Here is a 19,511-nt window from a genome sequence, read left to right as displayed (position 1 = left end):
TCCTAACGCTTGTGGCCAGTGTCGAGCTTGTGTTCCAAATGAATGGAATAGCGCGACATACCAAAACAGAAAATCCAGAACACCAGGGCCGCGAACACGTAGCCTTCAGTGGCCATGCCCAACCATTTCGGGTCGGCGGCGGCTTGCTTGACGCTGTTGAGCAGGTCGAACAGGCCGATGATGATCACCAGGCTGGTGTCCTTGAACAGCGCAATAAACGTGTTGACGATGCCGGGGATGACCATCTTCAGGGCTTGCGGCAGAATCACCAGGCCCATCGAGCGCCAGTAGCCGAGGCCCATCGCTGCGGCCGCTTCGTACTGACCTTTGGGAATCGCCTGCAAGCCACCGCGCACCACTTCCGCCACGTAGGCCGACTGGAACAGGATCACGCCGATCAATGCGCGCAGCAGTTTGTCGATGCCCATGCCTTCGGGAAGAAACAACGGCAGCATCACCGAGGACATGAACAGCACGGTGATCAACGGCACGCCGCGCCAGAATTCGATGAAAGTCACGCAGACCACCCGAATCGCCGGCATGTTCGAACGCCGCCCCAGCGCCAGCATGATGCCCAGCGGCAAGGCGCCAGCAATGCCGACGGTGGCGATCACCAGGGTCAGCATCAGGCCGCCCCATTGGCTGGTCGCCACGTTGGTCAGGCCGAAGATTCCGCCGTGCAGCAGGAAGAACGCGATGATCGGGTACAGCACCAGGAAGCTCAGGCCGTAGACCGCCTTGCGTTGAAAACGCGAGATGAACAACGGCGCCACGCCAACGATGGCCAGCCACACGGTGAGGTCTACACGCCAGCGCAGGTCTCCAGGGTAGTAGCCGTACATGAACTGCCCGAAGCGCTGTTGGATAAACACCCAGCAGGCGCCCTCTTTGGTGCAGTCGGCGCGCGTGGTGCCGACCCAGTTGGCGTCGATGATCGCCCAGCTCAGGATCGGCGGCACCACCAGGTACACAAGGTAGAACGCGAGCAACGTCAGCAGCGTATTGAGCCAGCTGGAAAACAGGTTGGCGCGCATCCATGCCATCGGCCCGAACACTTTGTTCGGCGGCGGCATATCAGGTTTGAAAATATGTGAACTCATGGGCGTTTCCTCACCGCTCGATCAGCGCAATGCGCTTGTTGTACCAGTTCATCAGCAGGGAAATGCTGATGCTGATCGCCAGGTACACGCTCATGGTGATAGCAATAACTTCGATGGCCTGGCCGGTCTGGTTGAGCACCGTGCCGGCAAACAGCGAAACCATTTCCGGGTAACCGATACCGGCGGCCAGCGAAGAGTTTTTCGCTAGGTTGAGGTATTGGCTGGTCAGCGGCGGAATGATCACCCGCAGGGCCTGCGGAATGATGACCTTGCGCAGCGTCGGCCCAGGGCGCAGGCCCAGGGAACGCGCGGCTTCGGTCTGGCCATGGCTGACGGACTTGATGCCCGAACGCACGATCTCGGCGATAAACGCTGCCGTATAAACAGTAAGCGCCAGGGTCAGTGCCAGCAGTTCGGGGATGAGTACCCAACCGTCGACAAAGTTGAAGCCCTGCAGCTTAGGCATTTCCCAGTGCAGCGGCGCGCCGAAGATCAAGGCGCACAACGCCGGAATCACGATGAACAGCGCCAGGCCCGCCCAGAATTTGTGGAACGGTACGCCCGTCGCTTCAAAGCGCTTGTTGGCCCAGCGAGCCATCAGCACGATTGCGACAATCGCCACCACCACACTGACCACAAACGGCCAGAAACCGTCGGCTGCAAGCGCTGCCGGCATGTTCAGGCCGCGGCTGCTGACAAAGAAGGTGTCACCGAAGTTGTGGCTGTTACGCGGCCCCGGCATGGTCAGGAACACCGCGAAATACCAGAACAGGATTTGCAGCAGCGGCGGAATGTTGCGGAACACTTCCACATACACGGTTGCCAGCTTGTTGATCATCCAGTTCGGCGACAGCCGCGCGACGCCGATGATGAACCCCAGCAGCGTCGCCAGGATCACGCCGATAAACGTCACCAGCAAGGTGTTGAGCAAACCGATCACAAACACCCGGGCATAACTGTCCGATTCGGTGTAGTCGATCAGGTGCTGCGCGATGCCGAAGCCGGCACTGCGTTCAAGAAAGTCGAAACCCGAGGTAATGCCCCGGTGTTGAAGGTTGGTCTGGGTATTGTTGAAGAGGTACCAGCCCAGCGAGACCACCGCCACAATCGTGATGATCTGGAAGAGCCACGCACGCACTTTGGGATCGCTGAAGCTGAGCTTCTGCTTTGGTGCGCCGATTTGATTTTGCATGAAGTGCCCCGGAAATAATGGAACAGAACATCACCCGGTGGTTGGCCCACCGGGTGACAGAACCATCAGCGATCAGCGCACAGGTGGTGCGTATTGAATGCCGCCGGCGTTCCACAGCGCGTTCAGGCCACGGTCGATTTCCAGCGGGGTGCTCTTGCCGAGGTTGCGCTCGAACACTTCGCCGTAGTTACCGACTTGCTTGACGATCTGTACGACCCAGTCTTTCTTCACTTTCAGGTCTTTGCCGTATTCGCCGTCAGCACCGAGCAGACGAGCGACGTCCGGGTTCTTGGTGGACTTGGCTTCAGCTTCAACGTTTTTCGAAGTGATACCGGCTTCTTCAGCGTTGAGCATGGCGTAGCCAACCCAGCGCACGATGGCCAGCCACTCGTCATCGCCGTTACGCACGACTGGGCCCAATGGTTCCTTGGAAATGGTTTCCGGCAGGACCACGTAGTCTTTCGGTGCGGCCAGCTTGCTGCGCTGGGCGAACAGTTGGGACTTGTCGGAGGTCAGTACGTCGCAACGACCGGATTCCAGCGACTTGGCGCTTTCATCGGAGGTGTCGAAGGTGATCGGGGTGTATTTGAGGTTGTTGCCGCGGAAGTAGTCGGAAACGTTCAGCTCGGTGGTGGTACCGGCCTGGATACAGATGGTTGCACCGTCCAGTTCCTTGGCACTTTTAACGCCCAGCTTGTTGTTTACCAGGAAGCCGATGCCGTCGTAGTACGTGATGAAGCCTGGGAATTTCAGGCCCATGCCGGCGTCGCGGGAGCTGGTCATGGTGGTATTACGGGACAGAATGTCGACTTCGCCCGATTGAAGCGCGGTGAAACGCTCCTTGGCGTTCAACTGGCTGAATTTGACCTTGGTCGCGTCACCGAAAACGGCAGCGGCCACAGCGCGGCACACATCAGCGTCAATCCCCAGGATCTTGCCGCTGGCATCCGGTACCGAGAAACCCGGCAGACCGTCACTCACGCCACATTGCACAAAGCCTTTCTTCTGCACGGCGTCCAGCGTGGCGCCAGCTTGGGCGAAACCACTGACACCCAGTACAGCCGCCGCAGAAACGATGGCCAGGGTGGATTTCAATACCTTCATTCAAACCTCCAGTTGCTCTTGTTGTGTCGGAGCTCGAACCTCAGCGCACCCTTATGAGGCGATATCGACCCGTGTTGGCTTTTTTTGGGGTCAAGCGGCATGAGGTTGTTGCGGTCAATCCAGTTGCTATCCCATAAGCGGCAGTCACTGATAGTGTTACCGTCCTGAGATAGCGCTGACATCGTCCAACACATAGCAAGGCCCGTACCAGAGTGCCGGCTGAGCCGATTCAGCCCACGGTCAATAGCAAAAGATTCAACCGTGCGACATCTTCTTAACAGATCAACTCGTCGCGCACCGTTCCGTTGCACTTAATCGGAGCGCGCGCACATTAATGGAGCAGACATGACCGAACCCTTGATTCTTCAGCCCGCCAAGCCCGCAGACGCCTGCGTAATCTGGTTGCATGGCCTGGGTGCCGATCGCTACGACTTCCTGCCGGTGGCCGAGGCGTTACAGGAAAGCTTGCTGACGACCCGCTTCGTTTTGCCCCAGGCACCGACCCGTCCGGTGACGATCAACGGCGGCTATGAGATGCCCAGTTGGTACGACATCAAGGCCATGAGCCCGGCCCGCTCGATCAGCCTGGAAGAGCTGGAGGTGTCGGCAAAAATGGTCACGGATTTGATCGAAGCGCAGAAGAGAACCGGAATAGACGCGTCGCGGATTTTCCTCGCCGGGTTTTCCCAGGGCGGCGCCGTGGTCTTTCATACCGCGTTCCTGAATTGGGAAGGCCCACTGGGCGGCGTTATTGCCCTCTCAACCTACGCACCGACATTCGGCGATGAGCTGGAGTTATCCGCCAGCCAGCAGCGCATTCCAACGCTGTGTCTGCACGGCCAGTACGATGAAGTGGTACAGAACGCCATGGGTCGCACGGCGTATGAGCACCTGATGAGCCGTGGTGTCACCGTGACATGGCAGGAATACCCAATGGGCCACGAAGTGTTACCCCAGGAGATACACGATATCGGCGCCTGGCTGACCGCGCGCCTGGGCTGAAACCCGGCGTTTATGTAGCCGTATGACAGACGCACTACGCCGCGCCCGATTCTTGCATTACACTGGCCGGCGTACATTCCTTAACCAATTAATGAGATCACCGTGCTCAAAGCACTCAAGAAGATGTTCGGCAAAAGCGAGGCTGAGCCGCTCGCGCCTGATTCCAGTGCTCCTGTCTCTATTACCGGCAGCCGCAACGACGGTGAACAACCCGGCCGGACAGCACCCGTTGCCCAGCCGAAGGTGACACCGCCTGAACAGGCAACACCGGCGGCAGCCGCTCCCGCGCCAGTGGCTCCAAAGCCTCGCCGCGAACGCGCACCAAAGCCGGTCGTCATCCCCTGGAAGCTCGAAGACTTCGTCGTCGAACCCCAGGAAGGCAAGACCCGCTTCCACGATTTCAAACTGGCCCCGGAACTGATGCACGCCATCCAGGACCTGGGTTTCCCGTACTGCACGCCGATCCAGGCGCAGGTGCTGGGCTTTACCCTGGCGGGCAAGGACGCCATCGGCCGCGCCCAGACCGGTACCGGCAAGACCGCCGCGTTCCTGATTTCGATCATCACCCAACTGCTGCAGACGCCGCCGCCGAAAGAACGCTACATGGGTGAACCGCGCGCGCTGATCATCGCCCCGACCCGGGAGCTGGTGGTACAGATCGCCAAGGACGCCGCCGACCTGACCAAGTACACCGGCCTCAACGTCATGACATTCGTCGGTGGCATGGACTTCGACAAGCAGCTCAAGCACCTCGAAGCCCGTCACTGCGACATCCTGGTAGCCACGCCGGGCCGCCTGCTCGACTTCAACCAGCGCGGCGACGTGCACCTGGACATGGTCGAAGTGATGGTGCTGGACGAAGCCGACCGCATGCTCGACATGGGCTTTATCCCGCAAGTGCGCCAGATCATTCGCCAAACTCCACCGAAGGCCGAGCGCCAGACCCTGCTGTTCTCCGCGACCTTCACCGAAGACGTGATGAACCTCGCCAAGCAGTGGACTACCGACCCGTCCATCGTTGAGATCGAAGCGCTCAACGTCGCCAGCGAAAACGTCGAGCAACACATCTACGCCGTGGCCGGCGCCGACAAGTACAAGCTGCTCTACAACCTGATCAACGATAACGGTTGGGAGCGGGTGATGGTGTTCGCCAACCGCAAGGATGAAGTACGCCGCATCGAAGAGCGCCTGGTGCGTGACGGCGTCAACGCCGCGCAGCTGTCGGGCGACGTGCCGCAGCATAAGCGCATCAAGACATTGGAAGGCTTTCGCGAAGGCAAGATTCGCGTGCTGGTGGCCACCGACGTGGCCGGGCGCGGGATTCACATCGACGGCATCAGCCACGTGATCAACTTCACCCTGCCGGAAGTGCCGGACGACTACGTGCACCGCATTGGCCGTACCGGCCGTGCCGGGGCGGCGGGGGTGTCGATCAGTTTTGCGGGTGAGGATGACTCGTACCAGTTGCCGTCGATTGAGACGTTGCTGGGCCGCAAGATCAGCTGTGAGACGCCGTCGACGCATTTGCTGCGGGCGGTGGAACGTAAGCGGCCTTAAGCGCAACGCGATTAAAAAAGTGAGCGGGCCCGCCCGCTCTCAAATTTGTTGCATCAAACACGTCCCGCGCCACCGTCCTACCGATATCAATTCCACCAGGATGGTTGGCGAATGCGCGACTCCTCGTCTCTGAATGCCTGAAAGTAACCTGCACTGCTCGTTGGCATATCAAAAAAAAGACTGCCAGCGGCCTGTGGCTGTGCCGAAGCGTTCGAACCCGGCCCCGTCGGGCCTGACTCAGAAGCCGGTGACGCCGCTTTGCTTCTGGCCTCTATCGCTCGGCCAAAATTGGTCGTTCTCAAAGCAAAGCGCGTGACGCCATAAACCTTGCTGAAGGTAGTAACGCCCTGTTTGTCGGTGAACTTGTAGGTCAAGCCCACCATGCGTTTGCCCGCCGCCTGCAGACCGCTTCCAAGCGGGGTATCAAAAAAGCCAGCGTACTTGACGAAGTCTTTGGCAGTCCCGGCTTTCGCTGCCGCGTTGTAAGCCAGGTTTGCCGATGTATAGGCTCCCCCAATACTGGCCGTCCATGAAGCAATGGAAAACCCTAAAGAGGCCCACCCCAGGTTGCGAATATGGTGGGAACGGTCCCACCCCGTCATTCTGTCAACCTCTGCAATGCCAAGCGCCGCAGTACTCAAGGTTCCACCCACTACGCCCAATGCAGAAGCGATAAAAACTGCCGATTTGGAGGCAACTACCATCGCCGCCGTAGCGGCGGAGGCTGTCGCAGCAACTGCCGCTGCGCCACCCGAAGCCGCTGCTAAACCTGCCGCCGTCGCCGCCGCCGTATAGGCAGCCGCAGCCGCCATCAACCCGGGCGTCGCAAATCCTACCGTTACTATCGACAGGGCTAATGCCGTCCCGGTCAGAACCCACTTCAGCCAGCTCGGCCACAAACCGCTGGGGTCCATCAAGTTGATTGGATTACACGCACAATACGCGTAGCTATTGAATCCACCCTCATCGAATGGAGCAAGCGGATCAACCTGCAGAAAAACCAGCAGACTAGGATCGTAGACGCGCTGGCCGTTGCCCAAAATATAGAGGTTGCACGACGCATCCAGTCGATGACCATTGAACGCTGGCAGTTGCAGGTCTGCCATGGTGCGAGTCTTTCCGTCATTCGGTACAACTTGCGCATCGCCATAGGGCGTGTAATGTCGCCGCACATGCGCAAGCCCCGGAGCCGATATGCCGCGCACGCTACCTGATGCATCGTTAGTGTGCAGTTGTGGCCCATCCACACCGCCGCTGCGCGCCAACACCTGATCCCCTCCGTCGGCAAAACGGATTTTTTTATTGCCTTCCACCACGGTATCAAGGCGGTCTTCCACGTACATCAGCTTCACAGGAGGTTCGTTGCCCCTGGAAGCAAGTACCTGGCGTGATTCGGCATCGTACTCATAGCTGTACTGGAGGGCATTGGCCCGTACTCCAGTCAGTTGATCAAAACTGTTATAGGTATAGGTCTGGCCTGAGGCTCCGACCTGCAAGTTGCCCGCCGCATCATAAGTCAGAGTGACATCCTGCACTGGGAGAGTGTGAGTGAGCCGGGTCAAACAGGTAGGGTCGGTGCCGGTGAAAAAACGCACGCACGTATCTTGCGTACCGTCGGTAAAGGAGGTGATTACCTGGGTAATGTTATTAAGGCTATCAAAACTGAAAACCTGCCCTACGACGCCACGCCCCAACTGGTCCTTAGGCTGTTCGCGACCCTCACAGCGATAAGTCTTGAGCCTCAGGAAGGCATCGTAGGTAAATTTCTCATCGGTCACCACTTGTGAGCTCGCATCCGTCAGAACCCGTGTCGCCAGCATACTGTTGGCATCGTATGTGCTGGTGATCACTTGCAGCAGCGCGCCGTTCTGCTCAAAACGGCGTGAGGACTCACGCCCCAGCCCATCGTAAGACAGCATGGTTACGACTTCAGTGCTGCCATAGGCAGTGGTCAGGTTCTGTGGCCGACCCAACGTATCATAGCTCTGCTCAACGACCATACTGCCCGTGACTATCTTGGTAAACCGACCGCGCTCGTCATAATCAAGCCGACTAACCTGACCATCAGCGGCCGTTTGATGCAGCAGTCGACCGCCAGGGGAATAGCTGTAGAGGGCAGTCAACGAAGTGCCATTGATGTTTTGAGTCTCCTTCTCGAGATGGCCGTTCTCATCATGAACATACTCATGGATCAGGCCATTGGTCTCCGTGCGCGTCAGTGTTCCCGCAACATAATCATGCTTGTAGGTACTTACCGGGAGCCCCGTCATCTCCACCTTGGTTTGCACATCCAGCTCTTTGTCATAAGTAATGCTTTGACGAGCACCACGAGGGGATACCATCGCAACGGGCGCCATCCACCCTGCCTCATACTCCCATGTAGAGGCTTGCCCCGTGCCACGACTCTGGCTGGTCATGCGCCCCAGGCTGTCATAACTGCGTGTGCCCAACTGTTTGCCGTCGATCAAGAGTGCGCTGACCGTTTCGCTGCTGGTACCCGGCGCGTAGTCAATTTTGCGCAACCGTTGCGGGGTGCCGTCCACAGGCTTTTGAAGAACGGTCAACAGCCGGCCGAAGGTGTCATAGGTGAACTCACTCGAAGTGCCATTGATATCCTTCACCAGCAGGCATCGGCCCAGGCCATCATAGGTGCGCGACTCTACTTCTACGCCGTTATTGCTGGCATCAAGTCGCTCCACCTTCACCGGCTGACTATGCTCATTGAAATAAGTTTTCAGACGTTCACCACCCTCAACGCCCTCAACCTTGAGATTCAACTGCGGATCGTATTCATCAATCAGAACGCGGCCATCGGGACCGGTTACGCTGCTGGGGTTGCCCCAACCATTGTAGGAATAGACCGTCTTCAGCACACGCTGGCCGTCGGTCACATAATCGAAATCGACCTGTTCAATGAGTTGCCCAAGCGCATCGTAAGTCCGTGTTCCGATAGCGCGTTCCAGCGGTCCCGCCATCAGTTGATTATCGGAAACCTGGCGGCCAAGCCCATCAAACCTTGTGACGACCTGGCGACCTTGGGCATCTGTGGTGATCAGATGAGCAGCGTTGCTCTGCGTCGAAAAATGGTAGGCATAGTTACGCTTAGCCTGCTGCGGTTTGCCCGGAGAAACCACTTCCTCAACCAGTCGACCATTGACATCGAATGCTAGAGCCACTGCACAACCACCGTCCCGGATCATTGATTCCTGGCGCCGGTTGACCAGCGATAGTGTGCGTTGAGACTCAACCCATTGCCCTTCACGGCCCAGCAGTCGGCGCGTTTCAATAAGACGATCACCCGCGATGGTATAGCTGAAGTTGCTGACCAGCGTCAGTCCAGCAATGGTGCAAGAGGATGTTTCCAACCGACCTACCAGCTCGGCAGGCGCGCTGTAGTAAGTGTGCTGCTGGCTGAAACTCCCAGCCTGAAGGATGGACTGCTGCAAGACAAAGTAACTGGCGCCCGTCGCCGGCAAGCGGGTGTGGGTGTAGTCGGTGACTCGCGCAGCAACCGTGGCTCCCACAGGAAAAAGGCGCTCTTGCTTCACGTAGCGAGGAAAGAGGTTGTGAGAGTCGGCCGGGCATTTTGCAGCTTCACCAGTGATCGGGTAGTAGCTGTACTCGGTGCGAACGCCGGATACTTCAGTGAGACTTAGCTCATTGCCAAAGTCGTCGGTCTCGATATGCTCAGACACCTCCCTTGCAGGGTTACCCGCCCGTTCATAGCGCTGGGTAACCGTCTTCGGAATCGCGTAATTGGCCGGTTGATCAGAGAACTGACCCGCGACCACGTTATAGATGACGCTGGTCTTGCTTATGGTGCCATCGCGCCGCACCGTTTTTTCGGTCTGCAGGTGAAATTTGTTGTAGGTCGTACGTGTAACCATCAGCACCTTGTCATTGTCGGCTGCGTCAATGCGGGTTTCCTCCGACCAATAAACGTAAGCCCCCGCCACCCTCAACAAGTTGTCCTCGCCCTCCTGGAAACCACCTGAAAAAGGGTATCCGGAGAAGTTGCTGCCCGGACTGTAGCTATATTTTCTGATCATGCGCGGCTGATTGGCGCCAGGAATCTGCACCCACGTGTCGACGCTGGGAATGTATTGGTTGTTACCGTAGGCAAGGGTATTTTCGCTGTAGACAATGCGTTCCTCCCCCCCCATAGGCCGCTTTACACTCTCGATAGCACTCAAGCCATTGCGGAACACGGTATAGGCGAACGTGTAAGCAGCAGACCCGGGCGGACCACTGCGATCATAGGGAACGGTGACACCGGTTAAATACTCGTTGGCATATGAAAATCGGACGCGTGCGTAACGCCCGCCGCCGACAAGGGTATCGACCGTCGACAGTATCCAGCTCTGGGAATAGGTCAACACCACAAGTTCCTCGCCCTTCTGATTAAGGATGCGATCGAGGTGTTCACCCAAAGCATATCGAAAGCTCAAGCTCTCGCCATTTTCAAACTGAATGGTATTTATACGATAGGGCACGGTACTGCCATGCTTTTTCAAAACCTCGACGGTTCCATCCTTATAAACTACATGTAGCGTGTCCGCAGCCGGCCGCTTGACCACCAAATCCCTTAACTTACGATCTGTGAATGCAAGCGTGCCCCCTACTGACGGCAGGCTCTGGGTTTTATAGCGCTCACCCGTGAGTAGCGTGAGCGTAAGGTTGTCAACATCAAACTCGGTATTACTGATTCGCCAACCAATACCGTACCTTGAAGGCTGAGTGTTCAGCATTGAAAATGACAGCGTGACATCCTTAGACACTTCTAAAGGGCCGTTTGGATATAAGGTTGCCAATTGAACCTTAGACGTGTATTGCAATGTGCGGTCATCGACAGAACCGGCCAAATAAGAGCCAAAGCAAAACGCATTCGAGTAAACATTCATACGGACGCACCTCAAGTCAGCATTTGAAATTGAACGCCGCCTCATCAATAACAACAAGACTCAAGGTTCCTAAGCACTAGTTATAATCGGTAAAGTAGGCGGTATTACCGTCCTCACTCTGATTAATATAATACGCCTGCTCACATCCGTAATTATCGATCAGCCGCAATGGCGTTTTTGTGTCTCCGCTACCGAACGAAATCGAAGGCCTTGTCACTCTCGCAATACGCATTACTGTATTATGATGATCCGCTTTTATTATAATATTTGGATCCACTAATCCATCATTCGCAATATCACCAAATCGAACGACGGCATTAACATCATCACCTAACAGCACACCAATTTTTCTAGAGCGCCCTAAAGCACCCCCATCATGAGCGTAACACGACTGAAATTTTAACCCTTCACTAGGCAACGACAGAGGGGTGTCCAACCCTTTGTTCATCAGAAACTCGACACCGCCCATTGACGGACGCACATAATACATATCTAAATCAGTAGAGACTGCGCCATTAAAAACATCATAGCGATTCACAGTTAACTCACCAACCCGAATAACATAAGGCCTGACAGGTGAAAGAGTGATAAATGAATTACCCACGTACCCGTAAGTTGTATAAACCACGCCACCTACAATTATTCTCGCCATAAATCTGATTGATTCTAATGGGATGCCTGGCGCAACGCGCATATATCGCTCAATTATTTCAGCTCTAGGATCATTGGTAACTGTATACCCACTATCATCACACACAGAGTTCTCGGCATCCAGGCTGCGAATTCCCGTATCGAAGATGTTTTTATCTGTGTCAACAGACCACCCCGTCGGGAGTGGGGCAAACTTATCTGATGAATAAAAGGTGATCGTTGCGCTTTTTTTCTCCTCATTCGTCAGGGGTTTTTCCACCCAGATGCTCCCATCGAGAGTTTCTTCTTTGACGACTTCAATCAAAACTTTGCATTGATGGCGATTATTGGTATAGAGCTCATTACTATTGGGCTGCCCACTAGGGAAAAAAATCTTGAAGACTTTGACGTTAGTTTCAGCGATCTCCTCATAGTCCTCCACCCGCATCCCAAAACCGCCAGATGATTTCGATAAACGGTATTTTTGTGTCGTCCCGACATTATCAATCAATGTCCATGCACTGCGAGTGTCTTCGCGAAGAATTGGCATATCATCACTCACGTGGAGAGCACGCATGATCGTCGGACGCTCATGAAATCGTACTAGCGGATTTTTCCATGGATGGTAGAAACCATGATGAATATCACTCAAATGCAGCTGCAGACCGGAATAGTCCCCCCCCCTGACAACGCCAGCCTTCCACCCCAAGTTGTATGCTTCCTCATGTAAGAACGATGTTTGGAACAGCTCTCCCTCTTCAGAAAATTCAACAGACCGTCCAAGCCCTAAATTCCGAGTAAAATACATTGGGCTTGGAGGCGTCCAATAGGAACATTGAATGGTACATCTGGCGTCTACATACGCAGCATCTGCAGATTCAGAGAGATCCTCAGCTTTAATGACGAATGGACGGATCGGCTTAACGACTACCGACGAATCTTCCTCATCGCCTGCACAGCCTGCCGACGTATAAACTTGGCCATCAAATTCAACCTTGGCCACAAGGGTGATAGGTGCATAACTATCAGTTGGGGCGCAACGCATAAAACGCCGCACATACTCTTTTTTAGAACCTACACCGCAGATCGAAGTTTCATTTTTTCTAGCCTTGCCCTGCCCTGTTTTATTTTTTTGCAGGCCAAGATCATATTGATTTCTCTTCTTATCACACGACCATCCCGACGCGAGTGGTTGAATCTTATCAGCGAAACACTGGATGACCGTTACACTGGCACGCTCAGACTCCGACAATTCAGTTTCATGCCACACTCCGTTCCCATCCTGAGCCTCTTTAATCACTTCGATAATTAGCTCGCACTGATGGTTACCATTGGCATATACCGAGCAACGCGAACTTTCATCGCCAGAGCCTCTGATTGTAAAATGAGAAAGGCGAATAGAATCTTCGGTCTGAGCCATGTCAAATTCCTTATAGAAATTATGAAAAATAAGAAAATTACAGGCTCGACAAACTTATTATAAATTTCTTTAACCGCTATAAGCCACCGCACCATACGGTCGATTAAAAGTCTTTCACCAAGGTGATGACAACTGTCAGAAGTAACAGTTAATAAGAACAAATAGAAATAGTCATGAAGTTTTGCGCTTCAAAAAGCCATGAAAACTCTCACACGTTCCAACGATGTGCAGCCGCACAATCGCTTTCCCGCCCTTCCACCCAACGCGGCCCCTCACTGGTGTTCTCTTTCTTCCAGAACGGCGCCCGCGTCTTCAGGTAGTCCATCACAAACGCACAGGCATCAAACGCCGCCTGCCGATGGGCACTGGCGGCTGCAACAAACACAATCGGCTCACCCGGCTCCAGCGCGCCAATACGATGCAGCACTTCCAGCTTGAGCAACGGCCAGCGCTGCTCAGCTTCGACTGCGATCTTGGCCAGGGCCTTTTCGGTCATGCCGGGGTAGTGCTCCAGGAACATCCCTGCCACGTCCAGGCCGTCGTTGAAGTCGCGGACATAGCCCACAAAACTCACCACCCCGCCCACGCCCACATTGGCCGCGTGCATGGCATTCACCTCAAAACCCGGATCGAACGCCTGGGCCTGCACACGAATGGCCATGATCAGCCTCCGGTCACGGGTGGAAAGAATGCTACTTCGTCACCTGCCTGCACTGGCTCATCGAGGCCGCACAACTCTTCGTTGCGCGCACACATCAGGCTGGTCTCGTTGAGTACGGCAAACTCCGGGTCACTGGCCAACGCTAGACGCACCGCATCGACAGTGGCGAAATCGCCCTCCACCTCCAGCGAGTCAAAGCCCACTGCTTCGGCGTAACGCGCAAAAAACAATACGTTGATGCTCATGCCTGGTCCGCCTTGAAGTGCCCGCTTTTACCGCCGAGCTTTTCCAGCAGGCGAATGCTTTCGATGGTCATGCCACGGTCCACGGCCTTGCACATGTCGTAGATCGTCAATGCCGCGACGCTGGCAGCGGTCAACGCTTCCATCTCTACACCGGTCTGGCCGGAGAGTTTGCAGCGCGCCAGGATATGCACAGCGTCCACGCCATCGGCGCTCAGTTCGACCTTGACGCCCGTCAACATCAGCGGGTGGCACAGAGGGATGAGATCACTGGTTTTTTTCGCAGCCTGGATCCCGGCAATGCGGGCCACGGCAAATACGTCGCCCTTGGGATGGGCGCCGTCGACAATCATTTTCAGGGTCTCGGGCAGCATGCGCACGCGCGCTTCGGCCACCGCCTCACGGAACGTCACGGACTTGTCGGTGACGTCGACCATATGGGCGCGACCTTGGGAATCGAGATGGGTCAGCACAGGGATACTCCTGATCAGGAGCACCGATTGTAAACCTATCGCCGATCAAAATGTGGGAGGGGCAAGTGCCCTCCCACACTGACCGCATTTACAAGTGAGATTCGGCGTATTCGGCCAGAATCGAACGGGGCACCCCTTGCAGCGCAATGTGCACGCCGTTGGGGAAGTCTTTGAAGCGTTCCGTCAGGTACGTCAGCCCGGAGCTGGTCGCGGACAGGTAAGGGGTGTCGATCTGTGCCAGGTTGCCCAGGCACACCACTTTGGAACCGGCACCGGCACGGGTGATGATGGTTTTCATCTGGTGCGGGGTCAGGTTCTGGCATTCATCGATCAAAATCAGGCTCTGCTGGAAGCTGCGACCTCGGATGTAGTTGAGGGATTTGAACTGCAACGGCACTTTGCTGAGGATGTAGTCGACGCTGCCATGGGTGTTTTCGTCATCCATGTGCAAGGCTTCGAGGTTGTCGGTGATCGCCCCCAGCCACGGTTCCATTTTTTCCGCCTCGGTGCCGGGCAGGAAACCGATTTCCTGGTCCAGGCCCTGCACGCTGCGGGTGGCGATGATGCGGCGATAGCGCTTGGTCACCATGGTCTGCTCGATGGCAGCAGCCAAGGCAAGGATGGTTTTACCGGAACCGGCAGCCCCCGTCAGGTTGACCAGGTGGATGTCCGGGTCGAGCAGCGCGTACAGCGCCAGGCTCTGGTAGATATCGCGCGGTTTCAGGCCCCAGGCTTCCTGGTGCAACAGGGGTTCCTGATGCAGGTCGAGAATCAGCAGCTTGTCGACCTGGATTTCTTTGATCCAGCCTACAAAGCCCTGTTCGTCGATGATGAATTCGTTGATGTGTACAGCCGGCAGGTTGTCGATCAGCTGTACCTGATGCCAGGTGCGGCCATGGTCCTGACGGGTTTCGACCTTGCTGACGAGGTCCCAGAAGGAGCCGGGCACCGTGTGATAGCCACGCGACAACATCGACACGTCGTCGACCAGTTGGTCAGTGCTGTAGTCCTCGGCAGCGATCCCACACGCTCGTGCCTTGAGGCGCATATTGATGTCTTTGGTCACCAGTACCAGGCGCAGATCCTTGTCGCGCGCGTGCAGGTCGATCAATTGGTTGATGATTTTGTTGTCGTTCAGATTTTCCGGCAGCAGGCTGTTGGGCTCGCTGCGCTTGCTCATCAGAATCGACAGCAAGCCCTTGGGCCCGCTTTTGCCACGCTGGATCGGTACGCCGACTTCAACATCCTCCGGCGATGCTTCGCCCAGTGTCTTGTCGATCAGGCGGATGGCCTGGCGGCATTCGGCGGCAACGCTGTGGTGCCCGCTTTTGAGTTTGTCGAGCTCCTCAAGCACGATCATCGGGATGGCGACGTGGTGTTCTTCAAAGTTAAGCAGTGCGTTCGGATCGTGGATCAGTACGTTGGTATCAAGCACATAAAGGATTGGCTGGTCGGAAGAAGGGTTACGTCCATGATCATCCATACTCGGTCACCTTTGTGGGAGCCAGTCGACGCAATACCTGGGCGGTGCTGCGCCTCGATTCGACCACCGACTGCACCTGAGTGACGTCAAGCGCAGTGCCCACATGAGGAGTCTTGGAAGACGCCACCTGTGTTGCAGGTTTCGGCGATCTGACTTCGTAATACCGCAAAACCCATGACAGGAAAAAGCACTTTGACGCTTTTTTGAAGTTTATTTTTCAGGATGACGAATAGCACTAGCCGAGTAACAGGTACCCCGTTAAAGTCGGAAGTCCGCCTGCATCGAAATATCGTACAAAATCACTCCGAAAATGCCTCACACCCAACAGGGCCGGGCACTTCAGCGAAACGCCTCTCGGCAGTCCTGCCAACCCAGTCCACTCTGCGCCGTTGCCTGTAGCAGGATGGGCAAAGCAACCCGCGCTTTGTCCTGGGTGTCGTGAAACACAATCACACCTTTGCGCCACAGCAGCATCAACGTCAGCACCCGTTGCGCCGACTCATCGGCCTTGAGCTTGCCCGGCTCGTCCTGGGAATCGATGTCCCACAATGCCACCTGCAAGCCTTGGGCTTGAAAGAAACCCTGGCTGTCGGCACGACGCTGGCCGTAGGGCGGACGGAAGAGAGGCACGTAGTTTTCCGGCATCAGGTTTTGCGCCAGTGAGGCACTGCGGGTGATGGAGCTCTGCCAATCCACCCAATGACTGTGGGAACGGTACTGCCAACCCTGGGTGCCCACGCACTGACCCTGGTACAGCGCCTGCACATCAGCAACGGAACTGCGCTCCACCCGGGTTTGCAGGCTGCTGCCGAGGGCGAAGAACGTGGCGTTCATCTTTTGCTTGCGCAGGTAGTCGGTGAGCCAGTCGGTGTTACCGCTGACCGAGGCCGGGCCGCCGTCGAAGGTCAGCAGGAACAGGCGGTCGTTGAATTCATCGCCATTACGCTCATGGTCGCCAAACCGCGCGATTTCGCTGCTGATCTGTGGAAACAGCGCAGCCTTGCGCAGCAGTTCGTCCAGGTACCGTTCATGGAAGCTATGACTGGGGGCGGCCCAGCCTATATAGAAGGAATCGCTGCTGACCTCGAACTTGCCGGCCTGCTCGCGCAGGTCGTCCATGTTTTCCACCAGGTAGCAGAACGAGGCATCCTCCTCGCAGCTCCTTTGGGCAAGCGTGTAGTTCTCCAGCAGGCGCTGCCAGAGCTGACGACGCAGGTCGTCGATGGCGGACAGATTGATGATCTTCAGGCCAAGGCGCTGTTTGAGCGCGCTTTCATCCTGATTCTCGCTGGCCAACAGGCTATGGGCGAACATCAGGATTTCCGCGCGCGAGGCGACGTCGAACAGCGCCGGGCTGCCGAGTTTTTCTGGCCAGGTGCCACGGTCGAGGCTGGCCACATCCACCGGGGCGGCGTGAGCGCTCAGGCAGAACAGGCAAGCGGATAAAAAAAGCGCGATTCGCACAACGGGTCTCCCTCTCCAGAGTCGACCGGCACTATAGCCGATCAGTCACTCGTCCACGCCTATGCCGGAGCGTGAATAGGGTCGGCGCTAAAGTGGCGCAGCACCTCATTTGCCCGGTAGAGTCAATTGAGCGCCGGTGTGTATCCAGCTGTGCGCAAAGGGATCCGCATTCATCTAAAGACCGAAAGGAATATTGAATATGCATGAGCAGGCAAGGCTGACCAAGAGCCATCAGACATTGGGGCAAGTCGGGCAATTGGTTTCCATTGAAGACATCGAAAAGAACTACTCGACCTCCGCCAAAGCCAACAGCGCAGTGGAGGTTGAGTGCGCGAACACACGCTGCAAGGTTAAAGTTCGCATTACTATCATTTCGCCCTCCAAGCCTGGCCGAAAAATAACGCCTTCATCCTATTTTCATGGAAAGCACATAGCGGGTTGCGATCGCAAACCTTCACAGCCGCAGCTGGCTCCTATGCACGCTTCACGAACGCAAGGAGCCAACCCGGATAAAAACAATATCCCCGCTGTTTGGGTGGATCCTATCGACACCTCTCCTGGCTCCGGGGGCCCCACCGCGATCTCTCCAAGCCAGATCAATCCTTCAGGCGCTTCGACCCAAGGCCGATCCCGGACCGGCGCAGGCACGAGTAAAAGCCAGTCCCAGCGGGTTGAGCGCTTCGCGAAGGAGTGGCTCAAATTGACTCAGCAGGTCAGAAAAACCCAGCCGCTAGAAGCCCCCTGGAATCTCGGCGGCACTTACGCCTCAGCGTTTTATCCCTTTGATTATCAAGACACAGAATCGATGTATTCAGTTGGGACAAGAATACACACGGCCTCCGTGGTGTCGGGAAAACTCTCCAATGGCGATTTTTACATTCGCCTGAAAGAACAAAAAGCGCACGCAACTCCAAAGATCGTCATTATCAATGCTGCCATGCTGAGCGCCAGCGTCGCTGGCCAATCGCTGGCAATGCAGCTCATCAACCCAGGAGTACCGACCAGCAAAACGTACATTTTTTTCCTCGGCGCATTTCTGGCAAACCAGACGACGAGCCAGGAAGAATTGATCGTTGCTCACCCCCATTACTTTTACGTGCAAACCTAACAATGTGGAACGAGCCTTGACCCCGAGCGCATTTAACCCCTAGGCGCGTAACGAGTGCATACCTATCGCCATCATAGGTGGAGTCAAAACGCCCAAGCCCCTAGAATCCCTCCCACGATTACAGGAGCCAACTTCATGCTGATGGTGATTTCCCCCGCCAAGACCCTCGATTTCGAGACCGCGCCCGTGACCCAGCGCTTCACCCAGCCGCAGTACCTGGACCACTCCCAGGAACTGATCGAGCAATTGCGCACCCTCAGCCCGGCGCAAATCAGCGAATTGATGCACGTCTCCGACAAGATCGGCGGCCTCAACGCTGCCCGGTTCGGCAGCTGGACCCCAGCGTTCACCCAAGCCAACGCCAAACAGGCGCTGCTGGCGTTCAAGGGTGACGTCTACACCGGCCTGAATGCCGAAACCTTCAGCGATGCCGATTTCACCTACGCCCAGGACCACCTGCGCATGCTCTCGGGTCTCTATGGCCTGCTGCGCCCGCTGGACCTGATGATGCCGTACCGCCTGGAAATGGGCACCAAACTGGCCAACGCCCGTGGCAAGGACCTGTACGCCTTCTGGGGCACACGAATCAGTGAGTGGCTCAACCAAGCGCTGGCTGAGCAAGGCGACGACGTGCTGCTCAACCTGGCCTCCAACGAGTACTTCTCGGCGGTCAAGCGCACGGCCCTGAACGCGCGGATCATCAACACCGAGTTCAAGGACCTGAAGAACGGCCAGTACAAGATCATCAGCTTTTACGCCAAGAAGGCACGGGGCATGATGAGCCGCTTTGTGATCGAAGAACGCATCAACGACCCGCAAAAGCTCAAGGCGTTTGATGTGCAGGGGTATCGCTTCAATGCAGAGCAGTCGAAGCCGGATAACCTGGTGTTTTTGCGCGATCACGCACCGCAATAAGGCGTAACCGCCTCATCAGACAATGAGGTCCAAATGTGGGAGCGGGCTTGCTCGCGAATGCGCAATGTCAGCCACTGAATGAGTTGACTGACCCACCGCATTCGCGAGCAAGCCCGCTCCCACATTTTTAGGTGCACGCCCATCAAGATTCGTCATATTTTTGGCGTCAAAAAACATCCTGAAGCATGTCTAACAATTCTTTCACTCGACATTCGTCATTTTTTTTCGTAGTGGCACCACTTTTTTAAAAGCGTGATGG

Annotated in this window: 14 protein-coding genes; 4 read left to right on the top strand and 10 right to left on the bottom strand. The window is 56.1% G+C overall.

The window, feature by feature from the left end; genetic code table 11:
* Positions 1–2: 2 nt before the first annotated feature.
* The 3 genes from JBO08_RS01655 to JBO08_RS01645 form a co-directional block, all read right to left on the bottom strand.
* Complete coding sequence (locus JBO08_RS01655; RefSeq protein ID WP_049709881.1) at positions 3–1,100, bottom strand: amino acid ABC transporter permease; 1,098 nt, start codon at positions 1,098–1,100, stop codon at positions 3–5.
* 10 nt (positions 1,101–1,110) lie between these two features.
* Positions 1,111–2,292 carry an amino acid ABC transporter permease gene (locus JBO08_RS01650; RefSeq protein ID WP_065874999.1) on the bottom strand — a complete coding sequence of 394 codons (1,182 nt, stop codon included), beginning with the start codon at positions 2,290–2,292 and terminating at the stop codon, positions 1,111–1,113.
* A gap of 72 nt (positions 2,293–2,364) precedes the next feature.
* Positions 2,365–3,396: an amino acid ABC transporter substrate-binding protein gene (locus JBO08_RS01645; protein ID WP_065875000.1), complete on the bottom strand. Its 1,032-nt coding sequence runs from the start codon at positions 3,394–3,396 to the stop codon at positions 2,365–2,367.
* A gap of 345 nt (positions 3,397–3,741) precedes the next feature.
* On the opposite strand from JBO08_RS01645, the gene JBO08_RS01640 reads away from it, so the two are divergent.
* Both JBO08_RS01640 and rhlB read left to right on the top strand, forming a co-directional pair.
* Positions 3,742–4,398, top strand: a complete 657-nt coding sequence (locus JBO08_RS01640) for an alpha/beta hydrolase (protein WP_065875001.1) — start codon at positions 3,742–3,744, stop codon at positions 4,396–4,398.
* Between the two features lie 96 nt (positions 4,399–4,494).
* Positions 4,495–5,955 (top strand): ATP-dependent RNA helicase RhlB, encoded by a 1,461-nt coding sequence (gene rhlB / locus JBO08_RS01635; protein ID WP_175402971.1) that lies wholly within the window; start codon positions 4,495–4,497, stop codon positions 5,953–5,955.
* 86 nt (positions 5,956–6,041) lie between these two features.
* Here the strand turns inward: rhlB and JBO08_RS01630 are convergent, their stop codons facing one another.
* From JBO08_RS01630 to JBO08_RS01600, 7 genes are all read right to left on the bottom strand, one after another.
* A complete protein-coding gene (locus JBO08_RS01630) occupies positions 6,042–10,856 on the bottom strand; it encodes an RHS repeat domain-containing protein (RefSeq protein ID WP_220074576.1) in 4,815 nt (1,604 codons plus the stop codon).
* Positions 10,857–10,932: 76 nt separating this feature from the next.
* A complete protein-coding gene (locus JBO08_RS01625) occupies positions 10,933–12,906 on the bottom strand; it encodes a hypothetical protein (protein ID WP_139114600.1) in 1,974 nt (657 codons plus the stop codon).
* A gap of 208 nt (positions 12,907–13,114) precedes the next feature.
* A complete protein-coding gene (gene moaE, locus JBO08_RS01620) occupies positions 13,115–13,567 on the bottom strand; it encodes a molybdopterin synthase catalytic subunit MoaE (protein ID WP_065875007.1) in 453 nt (150 codons plus the stop codon).
* Positions 13,568–13,569: 2 nt separating this feature from the next.
* A complete protein-coding gene (gene moaD, locus JBO08_RS01615) occupies positions 13,570–13,812 on the bottom strand; it encodes a molybdopterin converting factor subunit 1 (RefSeq protein ID WP_049709886.1) in 243 nt (80 codons plus the stop codon).
* A complete protein-coding gene (moaC, locus tag JBO08_RS01610; RefSeq protein ID WP_016978208.1) occupies positions 13,809–14,282 on the bottom strand; it encodes a cyclic pyranopterin monophosphate synthase MoaC in 474 nt (157 codons plus the stop codon). Before moaC ends, moaD begins: the two co-directional genes overlap by 4 nt.
* Before the next feature lie 88 nt (positions 14,283–14,370).
* A complete protein-coding gene (locus JBO08_RS01605) occupies positions 14,371–15,765 on the bottom strand; it encodes a PhoH family protein (protein ID WP_065875008.1) in 1,395 nt (464 codons plus the stop codon).
* Positions 15,766–16,104: 339 nt separating this feature from the next.
* Positions 16,105–17,229, bottom strand: coding sequence for a polysaccharide deacetylase family protein (locus JBO08_RS01600; RefSeq protein ID WP_065875009.1), 1,125 nt, complete (start codon positions 17,227–17,229; stop codon positions 16,105–16,107).
* 199 nt (positions 17,230–17,428) lie between these two features.
* Between JBO08_RS01600 and JBO08_RS01595 the strand changes: the two genes are divergently transcribed.
* Together JBO08_RS01595 and yaaA are read left to right on the top strand one after the other, a co-directional pair.
* Positions 17,429–18,337 carry a hypothetical protein gene (locus tag JBO08_RS01595; protein WP_220074577.1) on the top strand — a complete coding sequence of 303 codons (909 nt, stop codon included), beginning with the start codon at positions 17,429–17,431 and terminating at the stop codon, positions 18,335–18,337.
* Between the two features lie 135 nt (positions 18,338–18,472).
* Positions 18,473–19,252, top strand: coding sequence for a peroxide stress protein YaaA (yaaA, locus tag JBO08_RS01590; RefSeq protein WP_220074578.1), 780 nt, complete (start codon positions 18,473–18,475; stop codon positions 19,250–19,252).
* Positions 19,253–19,511: the final 259 nt, after the last annotated feature.

The organism is Pseudomonas sp. LAP_36 (assembly GCF_019456785.1).
Taxonomy (GTDB): domain Bacteria; phylum Pseudomonadota; class Gammaproteobacteria; order Pseudomonadales; family Pseudomonadaceae; genus Aquipseudomonas; species Aquipseudomonas tritici.
This window is presented reverse-complemented; position numbering and strand designations above follow the sequence as displayed.

What these genes read in the sequence shown, in the direction of transcription:
- JBO08_RS01655 (WP_049709881.1), bottom strand. Translation starts at nt 1,100, where the DNA reads ATGAGTTCACATATTTTCAAACCTGATATGCCGCCGCCGAACAAAGTG.
- JBO08_RS01650 (WP_065874999.1), bottom strand. Translation starts at nt 2,292, where the DNA reads ATGCAAAATCAAATCGGCGCACCAAAGCAGAAGCTCAGCTTCAGCGAT.
- JBO08_RS01645 (WP_065875000.1), bottom strand. Translation starts at nt 3,396, where the DNA reads ATGAAGGTATTGAAATCCACCCTGGCCATCGTTTCTGCGGCGGCTGTA.
- JBO08_RS01640 (WP_065875001.1), top strand. Translation starts at nt 3,742, where the DNA reads ATGACCGAACCCTTGATTCTTCAGCCCGCCAAGCCCGCAGACGCCTGC.
- JBO08_RS01630 (WP_220074576.1), bottom strand. Translation starts at nt 10,856, where the DNA reads ATGAATGTTTACTCGAATGCGTTTTGCTTTGGCTCTTATTTGGCCGGT.
- JBO08_RS01625 (WP_139114600.1), bottom strand. Translation starts at nt 12,906, where the DNA reads ATGGCTCAGACCGAAGATTCTATTCGCCTTTCTCATTTTACAATCAGA.
- moaE (WP_065875007.1), bottom strand. Translation starts at nt 13,567, where the DNA reads ATGGCCATTCGTGTGCAGGCCCAGGCGTTCGATCCGGGTTTTGAGGTG.
- moaD (WP_049709886.1), bottom strand. Translation starts at nt 13,812, where the DNA reads ATGAGCATCAACGTATTGTTTTTTGCGCGTTACGCCGAAGCAGTGGGC.
- JBO08_RS01605 (WP_065875008.1), bottom strand. Translation starts at nt 15,765, where the DNA reads ATGGATGATCATGGACGTAACCCTTCTTCCGACCAGCCAATCCTTTAT.
- JBO08_RS01595 (WP_220074577.1), top strand. Translation starts at nt 17,429, where the DNA reads ATGCATGAGCAGGCAAGGCTGACCAAGAGCCATCAGACATTGGGGCAA.
- yaaA (WP_220074578.1), top strand. Translation starts at nt 18,473, where the DNA reads ATGCTGATGGTGATTTCCCCCGCCAAGACCCTCGATTTCGAGACCGCG.